This window comes from Rhodanobacter sp. KK11, from assembly GCF_033345435.1.
Taxonomy (GTDB): Bacteria; Pseudomonadota; Gammaproteobacteria; order Xanthomonadales; family Rhodanobacteraceae; genus Rhodanobacter.
In genome coordinates this window covers 441,458-456,914 of the sequence record NZ_JAWPMI010000005.1, presented here as the reverse complement: position 1 = coordinate 456,914, position 15,457 = coordinate 441,458, and the positions used below count along the sequence as shown (strand labels likewise).

General features: G+C 69.8%; 13 protein-coding genes. 4 read left to right on the top strand and 9 right to left on the bottom strand.

Translation table 11 applies throughout. The features are described from left to right. Window positions 1-29 precede the first annotated feature (29 nt). The 5 genes from accC to R5H19_RS15535 all read right to left on the bottom strand — a co-directional run bounded on the left by accC (window position 30) and on the right by R5H19_RS15535 (window position 5,254). A complete protein-coding gene (accC, locus tag R5H19_RS15555; RefSeq protein WP_318159947.1) occupies window positions 30-1,403 on the bottom strand; it encodes an acetyl-CoA carboxylase biotin carboxylase subunit in 1,374 nt (457 codons plus the stop codon). Window positions 1,404-1,413: 10 nt separating this feature from the next. Beyond that, window positions 1,414-1,875 (bottom strand): acetyl-CoA carboxylase biotin carboxyl carrier protein, encoded by a 462-nt coding sequence (gene accB / locus R5H19_RS15550; protein ID WP_318159946.1) that lies wholly within the window; start codon window positions 1,873-1,875, stop codon window positions 1,414-1,416. 68 nt (window positions 1,876-1,943) lie between these two features. Next, window positions 1,944-2,396: a type II 3-dehydroquinate dehydratase gene (gene aroQ / locus R5H19_RS15545; protein WP_318159945.1), complete on the bottom strand. Its 453-nt coding sequence runs from the start codon at window positions 2,394-2,396 to the stop codon at window positions 1,944-1,946. 132 nt (window positions 2,397-2,528) lie between these two features. Beyond that, entirely contained in the window at window positions 2,529-3,065 is a 537-nt protein-coding gene (locus tag R5H19_RS15540; protein ID WP_318159943.1) for a TlpA disulfide reductase family protein, read from the bottom strand. After that, window positions 3,065-5,254 (bottom strand): protein-disulfide reductase DsbD, encoded by a 2,190-nt coding sequence (locus tag R5H19_RS15535; protein WP_318159942.1) that lies wholly within the window; start codon window positions 5,252-5,254, stop codon window positions 3,065-3,067. The genes R5H19_RS15540 and R5H19_RS15535 overlap by 1 nt, the downstream gene beginning before the upstream one ends. Before the next feature lie 264 nt (window positions 5,255-5,518). On the opposite strand from R5H19_RS15535, the gene R5H19_RS15530 reads away from it, so the two are divergent. Further along, a complete protein-coding gene (locus R5H19_RS15530; protein WP_318159941.1) occupies window positions 5,519-6,550 on the top strand; it encodes a TlpA disulfide reductase family protein in 1,032 nt (343 codons plus the stop codon). Window positions 6,551-6,571: 21 nt separating this feature from the next. On the opposite strand, the gene R5H19_RS15525 is transcribed toward R5H19_RS15530, so the two are convergent. Both R5H19_RS15525 and cutA read right to left on the bottom strand, forming a co-directional pair. Further along, window positions 6,572-7,468 (bottom strand): DMT family transporter, encoded by an 897-nt coding sequence (locus R5H19_RS15525; RefSeq protein WP_318159940.1) that lies wholly within the window; start codon window positions 7,466-7,468, stop codon window positions 6,572-6,574. 57 nt (window positions 7,469-7,525) lie between these two features. After that, window positions 7,526-7,870: a divalent-cation tolerance protein CutA gene (cutA, locus tag R5H19_RS15520; RefSeq protein ID WP_318159939.1), complete on the bottom strand. Its 345-nt coding sequence runs from the start codon at window positions 7,868-7,870 to the stop codon at window positions 7,526-7,528. A 239-nt stretch (window positions 7,871-8,109) separates the two neighbouring features. Here cutA and R5H19_RS15515 point away from each other — a divergent pair, with 239 nt between their 5' ends. Continuing rightward, a complete protein-coding gene (locus R5H19_RS15515; protein ID WP_007514157.1) occupies window positions 8,110-8,403 on the top strand; it encodes a co-chaperone GroES in 294 nt (97 codons plus the stop codon). Window positions 8,404-8,512: 109 nt separating this feature from the next. After that, a complete protein-coding gene (groL, locus tag R5H19_RS15510) occupies window positions 8,513-10,156 on the top strand; it encodes a chaperonin GroEL (RefSeq protein ID WP_318159938.1) in 1,644 nt (547 codons plus the stop codon). Between the two features lie 231 nt (window positions 10,157-10,387). Here the strand turns inward: groL and R5H19_RS15505 are convergent, their stop codons facing one another. Further along, a complete protein-coding gene (locus tag R5H19_RS15505) occupies window positions 10,388-10,543 on the bottom strand; it encodes a hypothetical protein (protein ID WP_318159937.1) in 156 nt (51 codons plus the stop codon). A gap of 39 nt (window positions 10,544-10,582) precedes the next feature. Further along, window positions 10,583-12,463 (bottom strand): LTA synthase family protein, encoded by a 1,881-nt coding sequence (locus R5H19_RS15500; RefSeq protein ID WP_318159936.1) that lies wholly within the window; start codon window positions 12,461-12,463, stop codon window positions 10,583-10,585. A 130-nt stretch (window positions 12,464-12,593) separates the two neighbouring features. Here R5H19_RS15500 and glnE point away from each other — a divergent pair, with 130 nt between their 5' ends. Continuing rightward, window positions 12,594-15,455, top strand: a complete 2,862-nt coding sequence (gene glnE, locus R5H19_RS15495; RefSeq protein WP_318159934.1) for a bifunctional [glutamate--ammonia ligase]-adenylyl-L-tyrosine phosphorylase/[glutamate--ammonia-ligase] adenylyltransferase — start codon at window positions 12,594-12,596, stop codon at window positions 15,453-15,455. Window positions 15,456-15,457 lie beyond the last annotated feature (2 nt).

Below are 15,457 nucleotides of genomic sequence, written 5' to 3'. Positions count from 1 at the left end.
GGAGAGGCGAGCGGCAAGGCGGTTGCTGACTACTCGCCACCTGCCACGGCGTTCTTTTCCTTCTGCTCGGCCATCCGCTTCTCGAGGTAGTGGATGTTCTGCCCGCCGTGCTGGAAACCGGCGTCGGCCATGATCCGCTGCTGCAGCGGGATGTTGCATTTGACGCCTTCGATCACCGTCTCGGCGAGCGCCAGACGCATGCGCGCGATCGCGGTGGCGCGGTCGGGGCCGTAGACGATCAGCTTGCCGATCATCGAGTCGTAGTTCGGCGGGATGCGGTAGCCGTCGTACAGGTGGGTGTCCACGCGCACGCCGGGGCCGCCGGGCGCCTCGAAGCGCTTCACCGTGCCGGGGCTGGGCATGAACGTGTCCGGGTCCTCGGCATTGATGCGACACTCGATCGCGTGGCCGCTGATCTCGACGTCCTCCTGGCGGATCGACAGCTTCTCGCCGCCGGCGATCAGCAACTGCTCGCGCACCAGGTCCACGCCGGTGATGAATTCGGTCACCGGGTGCTCGACCTGGATGCGGGTGTTCATCTCGATGAAGTAGAAGCGGCCGTTCTCGAACAGGAATTCGAAGGTGCCGGCGCCGCGGTAGCCGATGCGCAGGCAGGCGTCCACGCAGACCTTGCCGATCTGCGCGCGCAGCTCGGGCGTGATGCCCGGTGCCGGTGCCTCTTCCACCACCTTCTGGTGGCGGCGCTGCATGGAGCAGTCGCGCTCGCCCAGGTGGATCGCGTTGCCCTGGCCGTCGGCCAGCACCTGGATTTCCACGTGGCGCGGGTTCTCCAGGAACTTCTCCATGTACACCTGATCGTTGCCGAAGGCCGCCTTGGCCTCCTGCTTGGTCATCACGATGGAGTTGCCCAGGTGCGCTTCGGTACGCACCACGCGCATGCCACGGCCGCCGCCGCCGCCGGCGGCCTTGATGATGACCGGGTAGCCGATCTCGCGCGCGATGCGCATGCTCTCTTCGACGTTGTCGCCGAGCGGGCCGCCCGAGCCGGGCACGCACGGCACGCCGGCGGCTTTCATCGCGCGGATCGCCTCCACCTTGTCGCCCATCAGGCGGATCACGTCCGCGGTGGGGCCGATGAAGACGAAGCCGGACTGCTCCACCTGCTCGGCGAAGTCGGCGCGCTCGGAGAGGAAGCCGTAGCCCGGGTGGATCGCCTGGGCGTCGGTGATCTCCGCCGCCGCGATGATCCGCGGGATGTTGAGGTAGCTGTCGGCCGAGGGCGCCGGGCCGATGCAGATCGCCTCGTCGGCGAGGCCGACGTGCTTGAGGTTGCGGTCGGCGGTGGAGTGCACCGCCACCGTCTTGATGCCCAGGCTGTGGCACGCGCGCAGCACGCGCAGCGCGATCTCGCCGCGATTGGCTATGAGGACCTTCTCGAGCATCCGCGTGGCCTCAGGCAATCACGAACATCGGCTGGTCGAATTCGACCGGCTGGCTGTTCTCGACCAGGATCGCCTGGATGGTGCCGGAGACGTCGGCCTCGATCTGGTTGAACATCTTCATCGCCTCGATCACGCCCAGCGTCTCGCCGGCCTTCACCTGCTGGCCGACCTTGACGAAAGCCGGCGCGCCCGGCGAAGACGAGGCGTAGAAGGTGCCGACCATCGGCGCCTTCACCACGTGGCCGGCAGGCAGGGCGTCGGCGGCCGGGGCTTCGGCCGCCGCGGCAGCGACGACGGGCGCGGGCGCCGCCGTCACGGCGATCGGTGCCGCCGTTGGTGCGGCGGCGACCGGCGCGGCGTTCTTCGGCACGCGCGACAGGCGCACGACTTCCTCGCCCTCCTTGATTTCCAGTTCGGCGAGGTTGGATTCCTCGAGCAAGTCGATCAGCTTCTTGATTTTGCGCAAATCCATCGGATCAGCCTTTGGTCAGTCATGCCACCGCTGCGGTGGCCGGGAGTGAATGGGGTGGAGCCCTGGTGTCAGGGGGTGGCGCCGGCCTGCAGCCGCTGCAGCGCCGCGTTCAGCGCCAGCCGGTAGCTGTCGCCGCCGAAGCCGCAGATCACGCCGAGCGCGAGGTCGGACAGGCAGGAATGGTGGCGGAACGGTTCGCGGGCAAACACGTTCGACAGATGCACTTCGATGAACGGAATCGCCGTCGCGGCGAACGCGTCGCGCAGCGCGATGCTGGTGTGGGTGAACGCGCCGGCGTTGCACAGGATGATCGCGGTGCGGTCGTCGCGCGCCTGGTGCACGCGCCCGATCAGCTCGTGCTCGGCATTGGACTGGAACCAGGCCAGCTCGTGCCCCGCCGCGTGCGCCTGCTCGGCTAGGCGCCCGTTGAGGTCGGCCAGCGTTTCGCGGCCGTAGATCTGCGGCTCGCGGGTGCCCAGCAGGTTGAGGTTGGGTCCGTGCAGGACCAGGATTTTCGCCACGACATCGTCCAGCCAGCATCCGGAGGGTCCGGAACCCGGCGCAGTGTGCGCGCAGTCAGGAATCTTGTCCAGTTCGCTGCAGATCGGCGATGTTTGCCGGAGAAGCGCCGGGTTTCCGTGCGTGGCCGTATGTCAGCGCATGATTTGCACGGGGGTCAGCCATTGCGCCAGCCGTGCGCTTGAGAGCGGACCGGTGTGGGTGGCCAGAATGCGGCCATCAGCGCCGATCAGTACGCTGTAAGGCAGCACCTGGCGCGCATTGCCCAGCGTCAGCGAGGTGCTTGGCGGCCCCATCTCGCCAATCAGGATCGGGTAATTCACCGGATGTGCGGCCAAAAAGCTGCGAACGTGGACCGGTTCGTCCATCGCAATTCCCACCACGATCGCCCCATGTTCGCCGAACTTGGCCTGGGCCTCGGCCAGCGCCGGCATCTCCTGCAGGCACGGGGCGCACCAGCTGGCCCAGAAGTTCAGCAGCACGCGATGCCCGCGGTAGTCGTCCAGCCGGTGCGGACGGCCGTCGAGGTCAGGCAGCACGAGTGGCGGCAGCTCCTGACCGAGCAGGCCGGACGGCGTGTCGGCGACCTGCTGGCGGTGCTGCGTGTAACCGCCCAGCGCAGCGGCCAGCACCGCCAAGCCCAGGATCACCCAGTTGCCGCGGCCGGCCATCAGCGTGCCGCTGCGGTCAGCGCCTGCTCGACCATCGAGGGGGTCAGCACGGTGGACAGCTGCCTGCCCGGACCGCCATTCCTCGGAAACACCACGTACAGCGGCACGCCGGGCGAGTGGTATTGCGCGAGGAACGCGCTGATGTCCGGGTCGACGTCGGTCCAGTCGCCCTTCATGTACACCGCGCCGGTGCGTTCGAGCAGGTCGCGGAACGCCTGCGTGTTGAGCACCGCGTGCTCGTTCGCCTTGCAGGTGACGCACCAGTCGGCGGTCATGTCGACGAACACGGGCGTGCCGGCCGCCCGCAGTTCGGCGAGCTTCTGCGGACTGTAGGCGACTACGCCCTGCTCGGTCGCGGCGGCAGCAGACGGCGGCGGCACGTGGGCCAGCAGGTACATCGGCGCCAGGGTAGCGAGCGCCAGTACCGCCACCGCGATCCGGCTGGCCACGCCGCGCGTGCGGCTGCGCTCGAACCACCACAGCGTCATCGCCAGCAGCACCATCGCCACCAGCACCAGGCCGACCGCGTCGGCGCCGCGCTGGTTCGCCAGCACCCATACCAGCCACGCGGCGGTGAGGTACATCGGGAACGCCAGCACCTGCTTCAGGGTTTCCATCCAGCGCCCCGGCTTCGGCAGCAGGCGCGCCAGCGCAGGCACGAAGCCGACCGCCAGGAACGGTAGCGCCAGCCCCAGGCCCAGCGCGACAAACACCAGCAGCGCCGACAGCATCGGCGCGGCGAACGCGTAGGCCAGCGCGCTGCCCATGAACGGCGCGGTGCACGGGCTGGCCACCACCACCGCCAGCACGCCGGTGAAGAAGTCGCCGGCCGGGCCGGAACGCGATGCCAGCGACGCGCCGGTATTGCCCAGCGAGGCGCCGAACTGCACCACGCCGGACATCGACAGGCCCACCGCCAGCATCACGCAGGCCAGCGCGCCCACCAGCAGCGGCTGCTGCAGCTGCGAGCCCCAGCCCAATGCATGACCCGCCGCGCGCAGCGCGAGGATGCCCAGCCCCAGCGCGGTGAAGCTGCACAGCACGCCGGCGGTGTAGAACAGTGCGTGGCGGCGCGCGGTGGCGCGGTTCTCGCCGCTTTCCAGCACGCTGACCGCCTTGATCGACAGCACCGGCAGCACGCACGGCATCAGGTTCAGCACCAGCCCGCCGCCCAGCGCCAGCAGCAGTGCGGCGACCAGGCTCACCTGCAGCGGGCCGCCGGCCAGTTCGGCCGGCGGCGGTTCCGCTGCCACGGCGCGGGACGCCACGGCGCCGCTGTTCAGGTCGATGTCCACCGCGCGCGTCATCAGCGGATAGCACAGGCCACCGTCCTGGCAACCCTGGAAGCTGGCCTGCAGGGTGAGCCGCTGGCGGCCGGCGAGGTCGCCTTCCACCGTTACCGGCAGCTCGACCTGGTCGAAGTACACCACGACGTCGCCGAAGTGCTCGTCGTGGTGCGCGGTGCCGGCCGGCCACGCAGGCTTCAGCGTGAGGCCGGCGGCATCGGCGAGCTTCAGCGTGGTCTGGTCGCGGTACAGGTAATAGCCCTTGGGCATCGTCCAGCGCAGCAGCAGTTGCTGTGGACCCTGCGCCAGCGCCTCGAAGCGGAACGCCTGTTCGGCCGGCAGCGGTGCGCCGACGGAACCACCGCCGGCACTGCTGCCGAGCCGGCCGAGCGCTGCGCCCAGCGCGTTGCCTGCCGCCGCCGTGGCGTCGGTACGGGTCGGCAGCGGCAAGTCCAGTTTCTCGGTGTGCGGCGGATAGCAGATCTTCGGGTCGACCTCGTGGCAGCCCTGGTACTGCACGCTGAGCGTGAGCCGCGTGGTGCCGGCGGCGACCGTGTACGGGATGCTGGCGTCGACGCCGTGGTGGTAGGTCTCCACGTCGCCGAGATATTCGTCGTGGAATTTCTCGCCGTCCGGCAGCTGCGCTTCGCCGAGGGTGACGCCGTCGCCGCCCTTGAACTTCATCCGGCCGCGGTAGAGGTAGTAGTCCGGCGCGATGGTCCAGTGCAGCTTCAGCACGCCGGGGGTGGTGGCGTCGGCGCTCAATTTGTATGCCTCGGTCACCGGCAGCAGCTCGGCGGTGTCCTGTGCCGGGGCGGGCGGCGCACTGAGCAGCAGGCTCAGCAGCAGGAAGGCAAGCACGGGCAGGCGGGCGGCCAATCGGCCGAAAGGCAACGGTTGCATCACGACTCCGGCAACTGGGGCCCGTGGGGATGGGCAGGTAGACATTATGACCTAGCGGACGGGCGGGTTCGCCGGCTGCGGCCTCGTGTCTTCCGGCGCCCGCAGGACGCAGGGTAGGCGTGGCCGTGACGCGACGCGAGGACCACATCCGGCCAATTTCGCCGGTCCACTTTCGGCGTGGCTCCCTCGTTTTGCCACAGAGTGGCTCTTCTGATGCAGCCGCGGAACCGCGAGCATGCAGCAATCCCGCTCGTGGAGACTGCCGTGAACCGTTTTGCCGTGTTGCTGCTGTTGCTGTTGCCGTGGACATGCGCGCCGTCGCGGGCCGAAACCGGTCAGCAGCGGGCGGAGGCGGCCGGCCGCGGCCTGGTGGGTGCGCCCGCACCGCCGCTGACGCTGAAGACGATCGACGGCAAGCTGGTGGACCTGGCGGGGCTGTATGGGCGTAAAGCCGTCTACCTGAAGTTCTGGGCCACCTGGTGCGCGCCCTGCCGCGAGCAGATGCCGCACCTGGAACGTACGTTCGAGCAGGCCGGCCCGGAGCTGGCGGTGATCGCGATCGACGTCGGCTTCGACGACAGCGTGGATGCGGTGCGCGCCTACCGCCGCAAGGCGGGGCTGAGGATGCCGATCGTGTTCGATGCGGACGGCACGCTGGGCGCGGCTTTCAACCTGCGGGTGACGCCGCAGCACGTGGTGATCGGTCGCGACGGGCGCATCGCCTACGTGGGGCACATGGCGGACGCCAGGCTCGACGCCGCCCTGCAGGCGGCGCGCAAGGCGCCTGCGCGAGCGGTAGCCGCCGGCGCGAAGACGCCACCGCCGCCGTCAGCGGTCGTGGTGGGTGGCCGCCTGCCGGCGCTGGCGCTGACCACCCTGGACGGTGCCGCGTTCCGCCTCGCCGATGCCGTCGACAGGCGACCGACCGCGCTCGTTTTCCTCTCGCCTTGGTGCGAGTCGTATCTGGCCGACAGCCGGCCCGTGCTGGCCGCCCGCTGCCGCGCCGTGCGCGAGCAGATGACGGCCTTGTCGCGGCGTGGGTCGATGCGCTGGATCGGCATCAGCTCGGGGCTGTGGGCCAATCGCGATGACCTGGTTCGTTGGCGCGACGAGCACCGTGTCGGCATGCCGCTCGTGCTGGATGCCGACGGCGCGCTGTTTCGCCGCTTCGGCGTGATGCAGGTGCCCACCGTGCTGCTGACCGATGCGCAGGGACGTGTCGTGCGCCGGATCGTTGGTCCGGCGGACCTGGCCGGCGCCGTGCGTCCGCTGCTCGCCGCGGGCCGCTCGCCGTGATGCTTCGGGCAAGGGAGTGGCTCAGGGCTCCTCGGCGGCGAGCACCGGGCGGCGCCGACTGCCACCGATCAGGCCGGTGGTGAGCGCAGTACCCAGCAGGATCACCGCGCAGCCGCCGAGCATGCGCGCGCTCACCGGCTCGCCCAGCAGCAGTGCGCCCCACAGCACGCCGAACGCCGGGATCAGGTAGGGGATCACCATGATGCGCGCCGCGCCGACCCGCGCCAGCACCCAGAAGAACAGCACGTAGGCCAGCGCCGTGCACAGCACCGCCAGCCCCGCAGCCGCCAGCCACGCCTGCAGCGGCGGGGGCTGTGTGGGCCACGCCAGCAGCGTGGTCGGCAACAGCAGCATCGCGGCGACCATATGGCTGCCCACCGTCACCACCAGCGGCGTCACCCCGGCCAGGCGCAGGTGGGTGTAATGCACCGCGTAGCCGTACAGCGCGGTGGCGGCGACGCCGGCCAGCAGTGCGGCGCCCGCGCCTGACCCCAGCGCGAGGCTGTCCTCGGCCAGCCAGACCACGCCGGCGAAGCCGGTCGCCAAGCCGACGCCGCGCCAGGCGTCCAGTCGCTGGCCCAACCACAGCCAGCCGATCAGCGCGGCGAACATCGGCGTCATGCCGTCGATGATCGAGGCGAAGCCCGCCGGCAGGCTGCGCGTGGCAAAGGTGAACAGCACGAACGGCAGCGCCGAGTTGGTCAGCCCGACCACCGCGATCGGCCACCAGTGCGCGCGCCATTCGGCGAGCCGCGCGCGCGAGGCCAGCAACGGCAGGAAGCACAGCGCCGCGCCGATCGCGCGCAGCCCGGCCAGTGGCAGCGCGCCGAACGCGCCGGCACCCATCCGCATGAACAGGAACGAGCCGCCCCACAGGGCGCCCAGCGACAACAGTACGGCGTAGTCGATCTTTTTCATCTTGGGAGAGGCACAGTGGGCAAGCACGCAGTGACGCCCTGCCACTGCCAGCTTCTGTCAGCAGTCTTGTGGCGCCTCGCCGGTCGCCGCGCGCACCCAGTCCAGGTAGGCGGCGTGGCCGCGTGCCACCGGCACCGCGACCAGCTCGGGCAGCTCGTACGGGTGCAGTTCGAGCAGGCGGGTTTTCAACGCGTCGAAACGGGCGGCGGTGGTCTTGATCAGCAGCAGCTCCTCGGTGTCCGTGTTCACCGCGCCCTGCCAGCGGTAGGTGGAATGGACGGCGGGCAGGCGGTTGACGCAGGCGGCCAGCCGCTCGCCGACCAGCGCCTCGGCAATGGCCTGTGCGCTGGCGGCATCGGGGCAGGTGCAATAGCAGAGCAGCACGGCGGCGGGATCGGTCATGCCTGAAGCGTACCCGGGTCGCGCCGGCTGTGCGTGGCGATGGGCGATTTGGCAGCCAGCCCTTGAAACGAAGTCCGGTCCGCCCAATAAGCTGCTGTATCCCCCCGTTCGCCAGGCTCTTGCAGCGGGGTTGCATACCCGTAAAATTGGCACTCATTCACTTCGAGTGCTAACAAGATCGCTGGTTCGGGTCTTGAAAAGCCTTGTCCATCAACAACTCAAGTCAGCTGGAGTCATCCATGAGCACACTGCGTCCGTTGCACGACCGCGTCATCGTCAAGCGCCTCGAAGAAGAGCGCGTCTCCGCCGGCGGCATCGTCATCCCCGACAGCGCCACCGAGAAGCCCACCCGCGGCAAGGTCGTCGCCGCCGGCACCGGCCTGATCATGAGCGACGGCAAGGTGCGCCCGATGTCGCTGAAGGCGGGCGACGTGGTGCTGTTCGGCAAGTACGCCGGCCAGGAAATCAAGATCGACGGCGAAGAGCTGGTCTTCCTGAAGGAAGACGACATCGTGGCGGTGATCGAGGGCTGAGGCCTTCGGCCGGGCCCGGTTGAGCGCGTTCTAGCGCGCACACCGAACAGTTCGGCAACCTGCTGCAACAACCCTTTACTTATTTCAAAATTTTTCAAGGAAAAATTTTATGGCTGCCAAAGAAGTCCGTTTCGGCGAAGACGCCCGCGCCCGCATCCTCAAGGGCGTGAACACGCTCGCCAACGCCGTCAAGGTCACCCTGGGCCCGAAGGGCCGCAACGTCGTGCTGCAGAAGAGCTTCGGCGCTCCCACCATCACCAAGGACGGCGTGTCCGTAGCCAAGGAGATCGAGCTGGCCGACGCCTACGAGAACATGGGCGCGCAGATCGTCAAGGAAGCCGCTTCCAAGACCTCCGACAACGCCGGTGACGGCACCACCACCGCCACCGTGCTGGCGCAGGCGTTCATCCGCGAGGGCCTCAAGGCCGTCGCCGCCGGCATCAACCCGATGGACCTGAAGCGCGGCATCGACAAGGCCGTGATCGCCGCCGTCGGCGAGCTGAAGAACCTCAGCAAGCCCACCGCCGACGACAAGGCGATCGCCCAGGTCGGCACCATCTCCGCCAACTCCGACGCCGCCATCGGCGACATCATCGCCACCGCGATGAAGAAGGTCGGCAAGGAAGGCGTGATCACCGTCGAGGAAGGCTCGGGCCTGGACAACGAGCTGGACGTGGTCGAGGGCATGCAGTTCGACCGCGGCTACCTGTCGCCGTACTTCATCAACAACCAGCAGAGCCAGCAGGTCGAGCTGGACGACCCGTACATCCTGATCCACGACAAGAAGGTCTCCAACGTGCGCGAGCTGCTGCCCGTGCTGGAGGCCGTCGCCAAGGCCGGCAAGCCGCTGCTGATCGTGGCCGAGGAAGTCGAGGGTGAGGCGCTGGCCACGCTGGTGGTCAACACCATCCGCGGCATCGTCAAGGTCGCCGCCGTCAAGGCGCCGGGCTTCGGTGACCGCCGCAAGGCCATCCTCGAGGACATCGCGATCCTGACCAACGGCCAGGTGATCTCCGAGGAAGTGGGCCTGCAGCTGGAGAAGGCCACCATCGCCGATCTGGGTCGCGCCAAGCGCGTGGTGATCACCAAGGAAAACACCACCATCATCGACGGCGCCGGCGAAGCCGAGCGCATCCAGTCGCGCATCGGCCAGATCAAGGCGCAGATCGAGGAGACCTCCTCCGACTACGACCGCGAGAAGCTGCAGGAGCGCGTGGCCAAGCTGGCCGGCGGCGTGGCCGTGATCAAGGTCGGCGCGGCGACGGAAGTCGAGATGAAGGAAAAGAAGGCCCGCGTCGAAGACGCCCTGCACGCCACCCGTGCAGCGGTCGAGGAAGGCGTGGTTCCCGGCGGCGGCGTGGCGCTGATCCGCGCGCTGAAGGCCGTCGAGAACCTGAAGGGCGACAACGAGGACCAGAACCTCGGCATCGCGATCACCCGCCGCGCGCTGGAAGCGCCGCTGCGCGAGATCGTGTTCAACGCCGGCGCCGAGCCGTCCGTCATCGTCAACCAGGTGAAGGAAGGCAAGGGCAACTTCGGCTACAACGCTGCCACCGGCGAGTTCGGCGACATGGTCGCGATGGGCATCCTGGACCCGACCAAGGTCACCCGCTCCGCGCTGCAGTACGCCTCCTCGGTGGCCGGCCTGGCCATCACCACCGAAGCGATGGTGGCCGAGCTGCCGAAGAAGGAAGAGCACAGCCACGGCGGCGCTCCCGGCGGCATGGGCGGCATGGGCGGCATGGACTTCTGATGTAGCCAGGCCGTTGGTCCCCGTGCCCCGCCGCACAGCGGCGAAGTCGGGGATACGCAACACGAAAAACCCCGCCCTGGCGGGGTTTTTCTTTGGTCGCATTGCGGCTGCGCCTGCGCGGCGGCTCGTTGCATGCGGCAAAAATGTCCATGCCGTGCCGGCTGGATTGGCCTTCGAAACGAAGCCCCGGGAGTTGCCTCCCGGGGCTTCGGGACCGCGTCGATGAATGCCTCAGCGACCGCGGCTGCTGGCGTTGCCACTGACCTGGGCATTGCCGCTGGCGTTGACGCCCTGCACCGCGTCGCCGACCGAGCCGGCGGCGCGGTTGGTGGACTGGATCGCCGTGTGCGCGGCATCGCGCACCTCGCCACCCACGCCTTGGCCCATCTCGCCGGCCTTGCCGGCGCTGGCGTCGGGTCGTGCGCGTCAGCGGGCGGCGGCGGGTGACGGCCCCGGCGCCGCATCGTGGCGGGCGAGGGTGTCGGGCGAGGGCTGCGGCAGCAGGCCATCCAGCTTGCCTTTCAGGCGCAACTGGTCGATGCCGGCCATGGCCCTGTCGAGTTGCTGCTGCTCGTCGCCTTCGGCCAGTGGCGGCGAGCCGGGGGCACGGGTGAGCGCGGCCAGCGGCGGGCCGACCAGTTCGGTCAGCGCGAAGTACGGATCGTCGTGGATGCCGACGTGCGCCAGCAGCTTGCCGGGCAGCAGCCATGACGCGGTGTCAACGCTGCGGCGCTTGCCCGGATGCTTCGGGTCAACCAGCAGCCACACGCCCGCCTGGCCCAGCATGTCGCCGCCGTCGACGAAGCCGGTGATCTGGTAGCTGTTGCTCAGCGCCGGCAAGTGGTCGCCGTAGAACAGCACCACGCTGGGGCGCTGGCGCTGGGCCAGCAGTTTCACCAGGCGGCCGAGTTCGGCGTCGGCGTGCTTCAGATGATAGAGGTAGGTCTGCAGCTCCAGCTTGTCGCGGCCTTCGATGCCGGCGGGCACCGGGATCGCGTCGCGCTCGGCGACGTGGGCGGGCTCGACGTCGTATGGGCCGTGCGCCTCGATGCTGATGGCGAAGATGAACTGCGGCGGGCCGTCGTCCTTCAGCTGGGCCATGATCTCGTCGGTCATCGCGCTGTCGGCCATGTACTTGCCGTCGTTCGCCGCGGTGGGCGGGAACGACGACTGCGACACGAAGCGGTCGAAGCCGATCGCCTTGAACGCAGTGGTGCGGTTCCAGAACGCCGGGTCGTTGCCGTGCAGCGCCAGCGTGGTGTAGCCGTGCCGGTTGAGCGTGCGCACCAGTCCCGGCAGCGCCTTGTGGCTCATCTGCAGGTAGGGGAACTGCAGGTTGTCGAAGTAGCGCAGCGACAGGCCGGTGAGGAACTCGAACTCGGTGCGGATGGTGCCGCCGCCGAAGGTGGGCACGTGCAGCCTGCCGCTGGTGCCGTGCGCGGCGAGTCGGCGCAGGTTCGGTGCGAAGTTGCTGTGTTCGTAGCCGCGCATGATGGTCGGGTCGAAGAACGACTCGCTCTGCACCACCACGATGTCGGGCAGTTCGCCGGCGGCCGGCGGCGTCTGCATCGACTGCAGCAATGCCGGCGTGGATTGCGCGATCAGTTGCGTGGCCGCGGCCCGGTCCGGCTTGCGCTCGCCCTTGGAGTATTCCAGGTGGAACAGCATCAGCGAGCTGACCAGGCCGGAGTGGGTGGTGGTGGAAATCGCCGACCACGGTTCCAGCCACAACGTCTTCGCGTTGTAGACCTTCGCCCAGGCGGGCAGGCCAGCCAGCAGACTGGCCAGCGCCAGCGCCAGCACGCCGCCGCCGAGCAGGCGCGCGCCGCGCGTGTGCCGCGCGAACAGCGGTGGTTCCAGCCGCCACGCCGCCACGACCAGCGCCACCGCGACCAGCAGGCCCAGGTACGGCCAGGGGCTGTGCGGCAGGTAGCCGGACAGGATGTGCATGCCGCCCTTGTGCAGCTGGCCGACGATACGGAAGTCGTCCGGCAGCAGCGGGGTGCCGAGGTTAGCCACCTTCAGCACGTTCGCCGCGTACAGCAGCCCCTGCAACAGGTACGCCAGCGCGAACGACAGCAGCGCGCGCCGGCTGATCGCCAGCAGCACCCCGGCCAGCAGCAGGCCCGGCCATGCGTTGGCCAGCGGATAGCGGGCCTGGTCGAACAGGCGCAGCGGGGTTACCCCGACGCCGCCATCCAGCAGCCCGGTCGCCAGCACGAAGGCCAGCGCCAGCAGCAGCAGCAGCGTGATGCGCGAAACGACGCTGCGCCAGCGTGCCGGTGGATGGGGTGGTTTCGGGGGCATGGCAGTCCTGCAATTGCTGTCATGGGCTGGACGCGTCAATGTAATGGCATTTGCATGAACAGCGGGTAGGCGCCGGGCCCGTTCGGACGGTCGTCACGGTTCGCCCGCGGGGTGCCGGCGAGCGCCCGGCATGCGGCACAATGACCGGATGGCCTACCCGGAATCCGCCGCGCTGCGAGCGCTCATCGACGACCGCTATGGCGAACTGGCCGCCCGTTGCCGCGCCGCCGGGGTGCCGCTGCACGACGACGCCGGCGTGGCCGAACGGATCCGTCGCACCCTGCTGGCCAGCGATTTCGCCTTCGACGTGTGGTGCCGCCAGCCGCAACTGCTGGCGCCGGCCGGGCTGGAGCGATTGCGCTCGGGCAGCGACGCCAGCGCGCGCATCGAGGCGCTGAAGCTGCCCGACGACGAGGCTGCCTGCATGACCGCGCTGCGCCGCTTCCGCCAGGCCGAGGCGCTGCGGCTGGTGTTCCGCGACGTCAACGCGCTGGACGAGCTGTCGGAAACATTGTCGGCCACCAGCGTGCTGTACGAGGTCCTGCTGGACGCGGCGTTGGGCTGGTCCGAGCGCGCGCTGGTCGCGCGCTACGGCGCCAGCCGCGACCACGACGGCGCGTTGCAGCGGCTGCTGGTGATCGGTTTCGGCAAGCTCGGCGGCAGCGAGCTGAATTTCTCCTCCGACATCGACCTGGTGTTCGCCTATCCGCGCGGCGGCCAGACCGACGGCGCGCGGGCGCTCGACAACAGCGAATACTTCGTGCGGCTCGGCCGCCAGCTGGTGCGTCTGCTCAACGAGCCGACCATGGACGGCATCTGTGCCCGGGTCGACCTGCGCCTGCGCCCGTTCGGCAACGCCGGCCGGCTGGCGCTGTCGTTCGCCGCGATGGAGCAGTACTACCAGAGCGAGGGCCGCGACTGGGAGCGCTACGCCTGGATCAAGGCGCGCCCGGTGGCCGGCGACCGCGCCGCCGGCAAGCAGCTGCAGGAACTGCTGCGTCCGTTCGTGTACCGCAAGTACCTCGACTACACCGCATTCGCCGGGCTGCGCGAGATGAAGGCGCTGATCGACGCCGAGGTGGCGCGCAAGGATCTGGCCGACAACCTCAAGCTCGGCCCCGGCGGCATCCGCGAGATCGAGTTCATCGTGCAGCTGACCCAGCTGATCCGCGGTGGCCGCGAGCCCAGCCTGCGCGTGCGCGGCCTGCTGGCTGCGCTGACCGCGTGCGAGGCGCGTGGCCACATCGGCGCGGCGCGCGCGCGCATGCTGCGCGAGGCCTACGTGCTGCTGCGCCGGGTCGAGAACCGCGTGCAGATGCTGCGCGACGCGCAGACCCACGACATCCCCGCCGATGCGTTGAGCCGCGAGCGCATCGCGCGCGGCCTCGACTATCCCGACTGGGACAGCCTGCACGCGGCGCTGGTCAGGCAGCGTGCCGGCGTCAGCGAGGAATTCGCCGCCGTGCTGATGCCGCAGGGCGGCCGCACCGCCCGCGTGCCGGCGGCCGACAAGGTGCTGTGGCAGCGCGCCTGCGACGAGTCGCTGGATGCCGCCACGCTGGAAGCCTCCGGTTTCGTGCCCGGCGACGAGCTGGCCGACGCCCTGCTGAAACTGCCGCAGGCCGCTGTGGTGCGCGCGATGTCGCCGCGCTCGCGCGAGCGGCTCGACCACCTGATGCCGCAGCTGCTCGACGCCGCCCGCGCCACCGCCGCGCCGGCGGCCAGCCTGCTGCGGCTGTGCCGGCTGATGCAGGCGGTGGCGCGGCGCTCGTCCTATCTTGCCCTGCTGGAAGAGCAGCCGGCGGCGCGGCGCAGGCTGGTGCGGCTGTTCGCCGACAGCGCCTTCCTGGCCGAGCGGGTGATCGCGCAGCCGCTGCTGCTGGACGACGTGCTCGACCCGCGCATCGACCAGTTGCCGCTCAAGCGCGCCGACATCACCGCCGAGATTGCCCGCGTGCTTGGCACGCTGGAGGAGCGCGAGGCCGAGGCGGAGTTGGAACGGATCAACGAGTTCAAGGCCTCCACCGCGTTCCGCCTCGGCCTGGCCTTCAACGACGGTCGCGCCGACGCGGTGGCCACCGCGCGCCGGCTGGCCGCGCTGGCCGAGTCGGTGGTGGGTGCGGTGCTGGCGCTGGCCGAGCGCGAGCTGGTCGCACAGCATGGTCGCCTGCCCGGCGAAGGCTCCGGCTTTTCCGTGCTCGGCTACGGCAGTCTCGGCGGCGAGGAGCTGGGTTTCGCCTCCGACCTGGATCTGGTGTTCGTCTACGACGGTCGCCGCGCGCACGCGACCAGCGACGGCGCGCGGCCGATCGAGGGCTCGCGCTGGTACCAGCGCCTGGCCCAGCGGGTGATGAACTGGCTCACCGTGCTGACCCGCGGCGGGCGCCTGTACGAAGTCGACACGCGGCTGCGCCCGGATGGTTCCAAGGGCCTGCTGGTGAGCAGCCTCGACGCGTTCGTGGCCTACCAGCAGAGCCGCGCGTGGACGTGGGAGCACCAGGCGCTTTTGCGCGCGCGGACGGTGGCCGGCGACGCCGCGCTCAACGCCGAGTTGGCCGCGGCGCGACGCGCGATCCTGGCGGTGCCACGCGAGCGTGCCGCCGTGCTGGTCGAGGTCGGCAGCATGCGCGCACGCTGGCGCGCCGAGCGCGACCGCTCGGACCAGCGCCGATTCGACCTGAAGCAGGGCCACGGCGGCTTGCTCGACATCGAATTCGCGCTGCAGGGGCTGGTGCTGGCGCACGCGGTCGAGCAGCCGGCGCTGCTCGGCGTCACCGCGAATGCCGGGCTGATCGAAGCCTGTCGCGTTGCCGGCCTGCTCGACAGCGACCAGGCGGCCCTGCTCGCCGTGGCCCACGCCGACCTGCTGCAGCGCGCGCTGGCCTGCACGCTCGACCTGCGCCCGCGCGTCGTGCCGCGCGACGCGGAACTGGAGCAGCTATGCGGCGGCGTGCGCGCGGTCACCGACGCGTTGGGCTTCGCGTTCAGCTGAGG

What these genes read in the sequence shown, in the direction of transcription:
- accC (WP_318159947.1), bottom strand. Translation starts at nt 1,403, where the DNA reads ATGCTCGAGAAGGTCCTCATAGCCAATCGCGGCGAGATCGCGCTGCGC.
- accB (WP_318159946.1), bottom strand. Translation starts at nt 1,875, where the DNA reads ATGGATTTGCGCAAAATCAAGAAGCTGATCGACTTGCTCGAGGAATCC.
- R5H19_RS15540 (WP_318159943.1), bottom strand. Translation starts at nt 3,065, where the DNA reads ATGGCCGGCCGCGGCAACTGGGTGATCCTGGGCTTGGCGGTGCTGGCC.
- R5H19_RS15535 (WP_318159942.1), bottom strand. Translation starts at nt 5,254, where the DNA reads ATGCAACCGTTGCCTTTCGGCCGATTGGCCGCCCGCCTGCCCGTGCTT.
- R5H19_RS15525 (WP_318159940.1), bottom strand. Translation starts at nt 7,468, where the DNA reads ATGAAAAAGATCGACTACGCCGTACTGTTGTCGCTGGGCGCCCTGTGG.
- cutA (WP_318159939.1), bottom strand. Translation starts at nt 7,870, where the DNA reads ATGACCGATCCCGCCGCCGTGCTGCTCTGCTATTGCACCTGCCCCGAT.
- R5H19_RS15515 (WP_007514157.1), top strand. Translation starts at nt 8,110, where the DNA reads ATGAGCACACTGCGTCCGTTGCACGACCGCGTCATCGTCAAGCGCCTC.
- groL (WP_318159938.1), top strand. Translation starts at nt 8,513, where the DNA reads ATGGCTGCCAAAGAAGTCCGTTTCGGCGAAGACGCCCGCGCCCGCATC.
- R5H19_RS15505 (WP_318159937.1), bottom strand. Translation starts at nt 10,543, where the DNA reads ATGGGCCAAGGCGTGGGTGGCGAGGTGCGCGATGCCGCGCACACGGCG.
- R5H19_RS15500 (WP_318159936.1), bottom strand. Translation starts at nt 12,463, where the DNA reads ATGCCCCCGAAACCACCCCATCCACCGGCACGCTGGCGCAGCGTCGTT.
- glnE (WP_318159934.1), top strand. Translation starts at nt 12,594, where the DNA reads ATGCGGCACAATGACCGGATGGCCTACCCGGAATCCGCCGCGCTGCGA.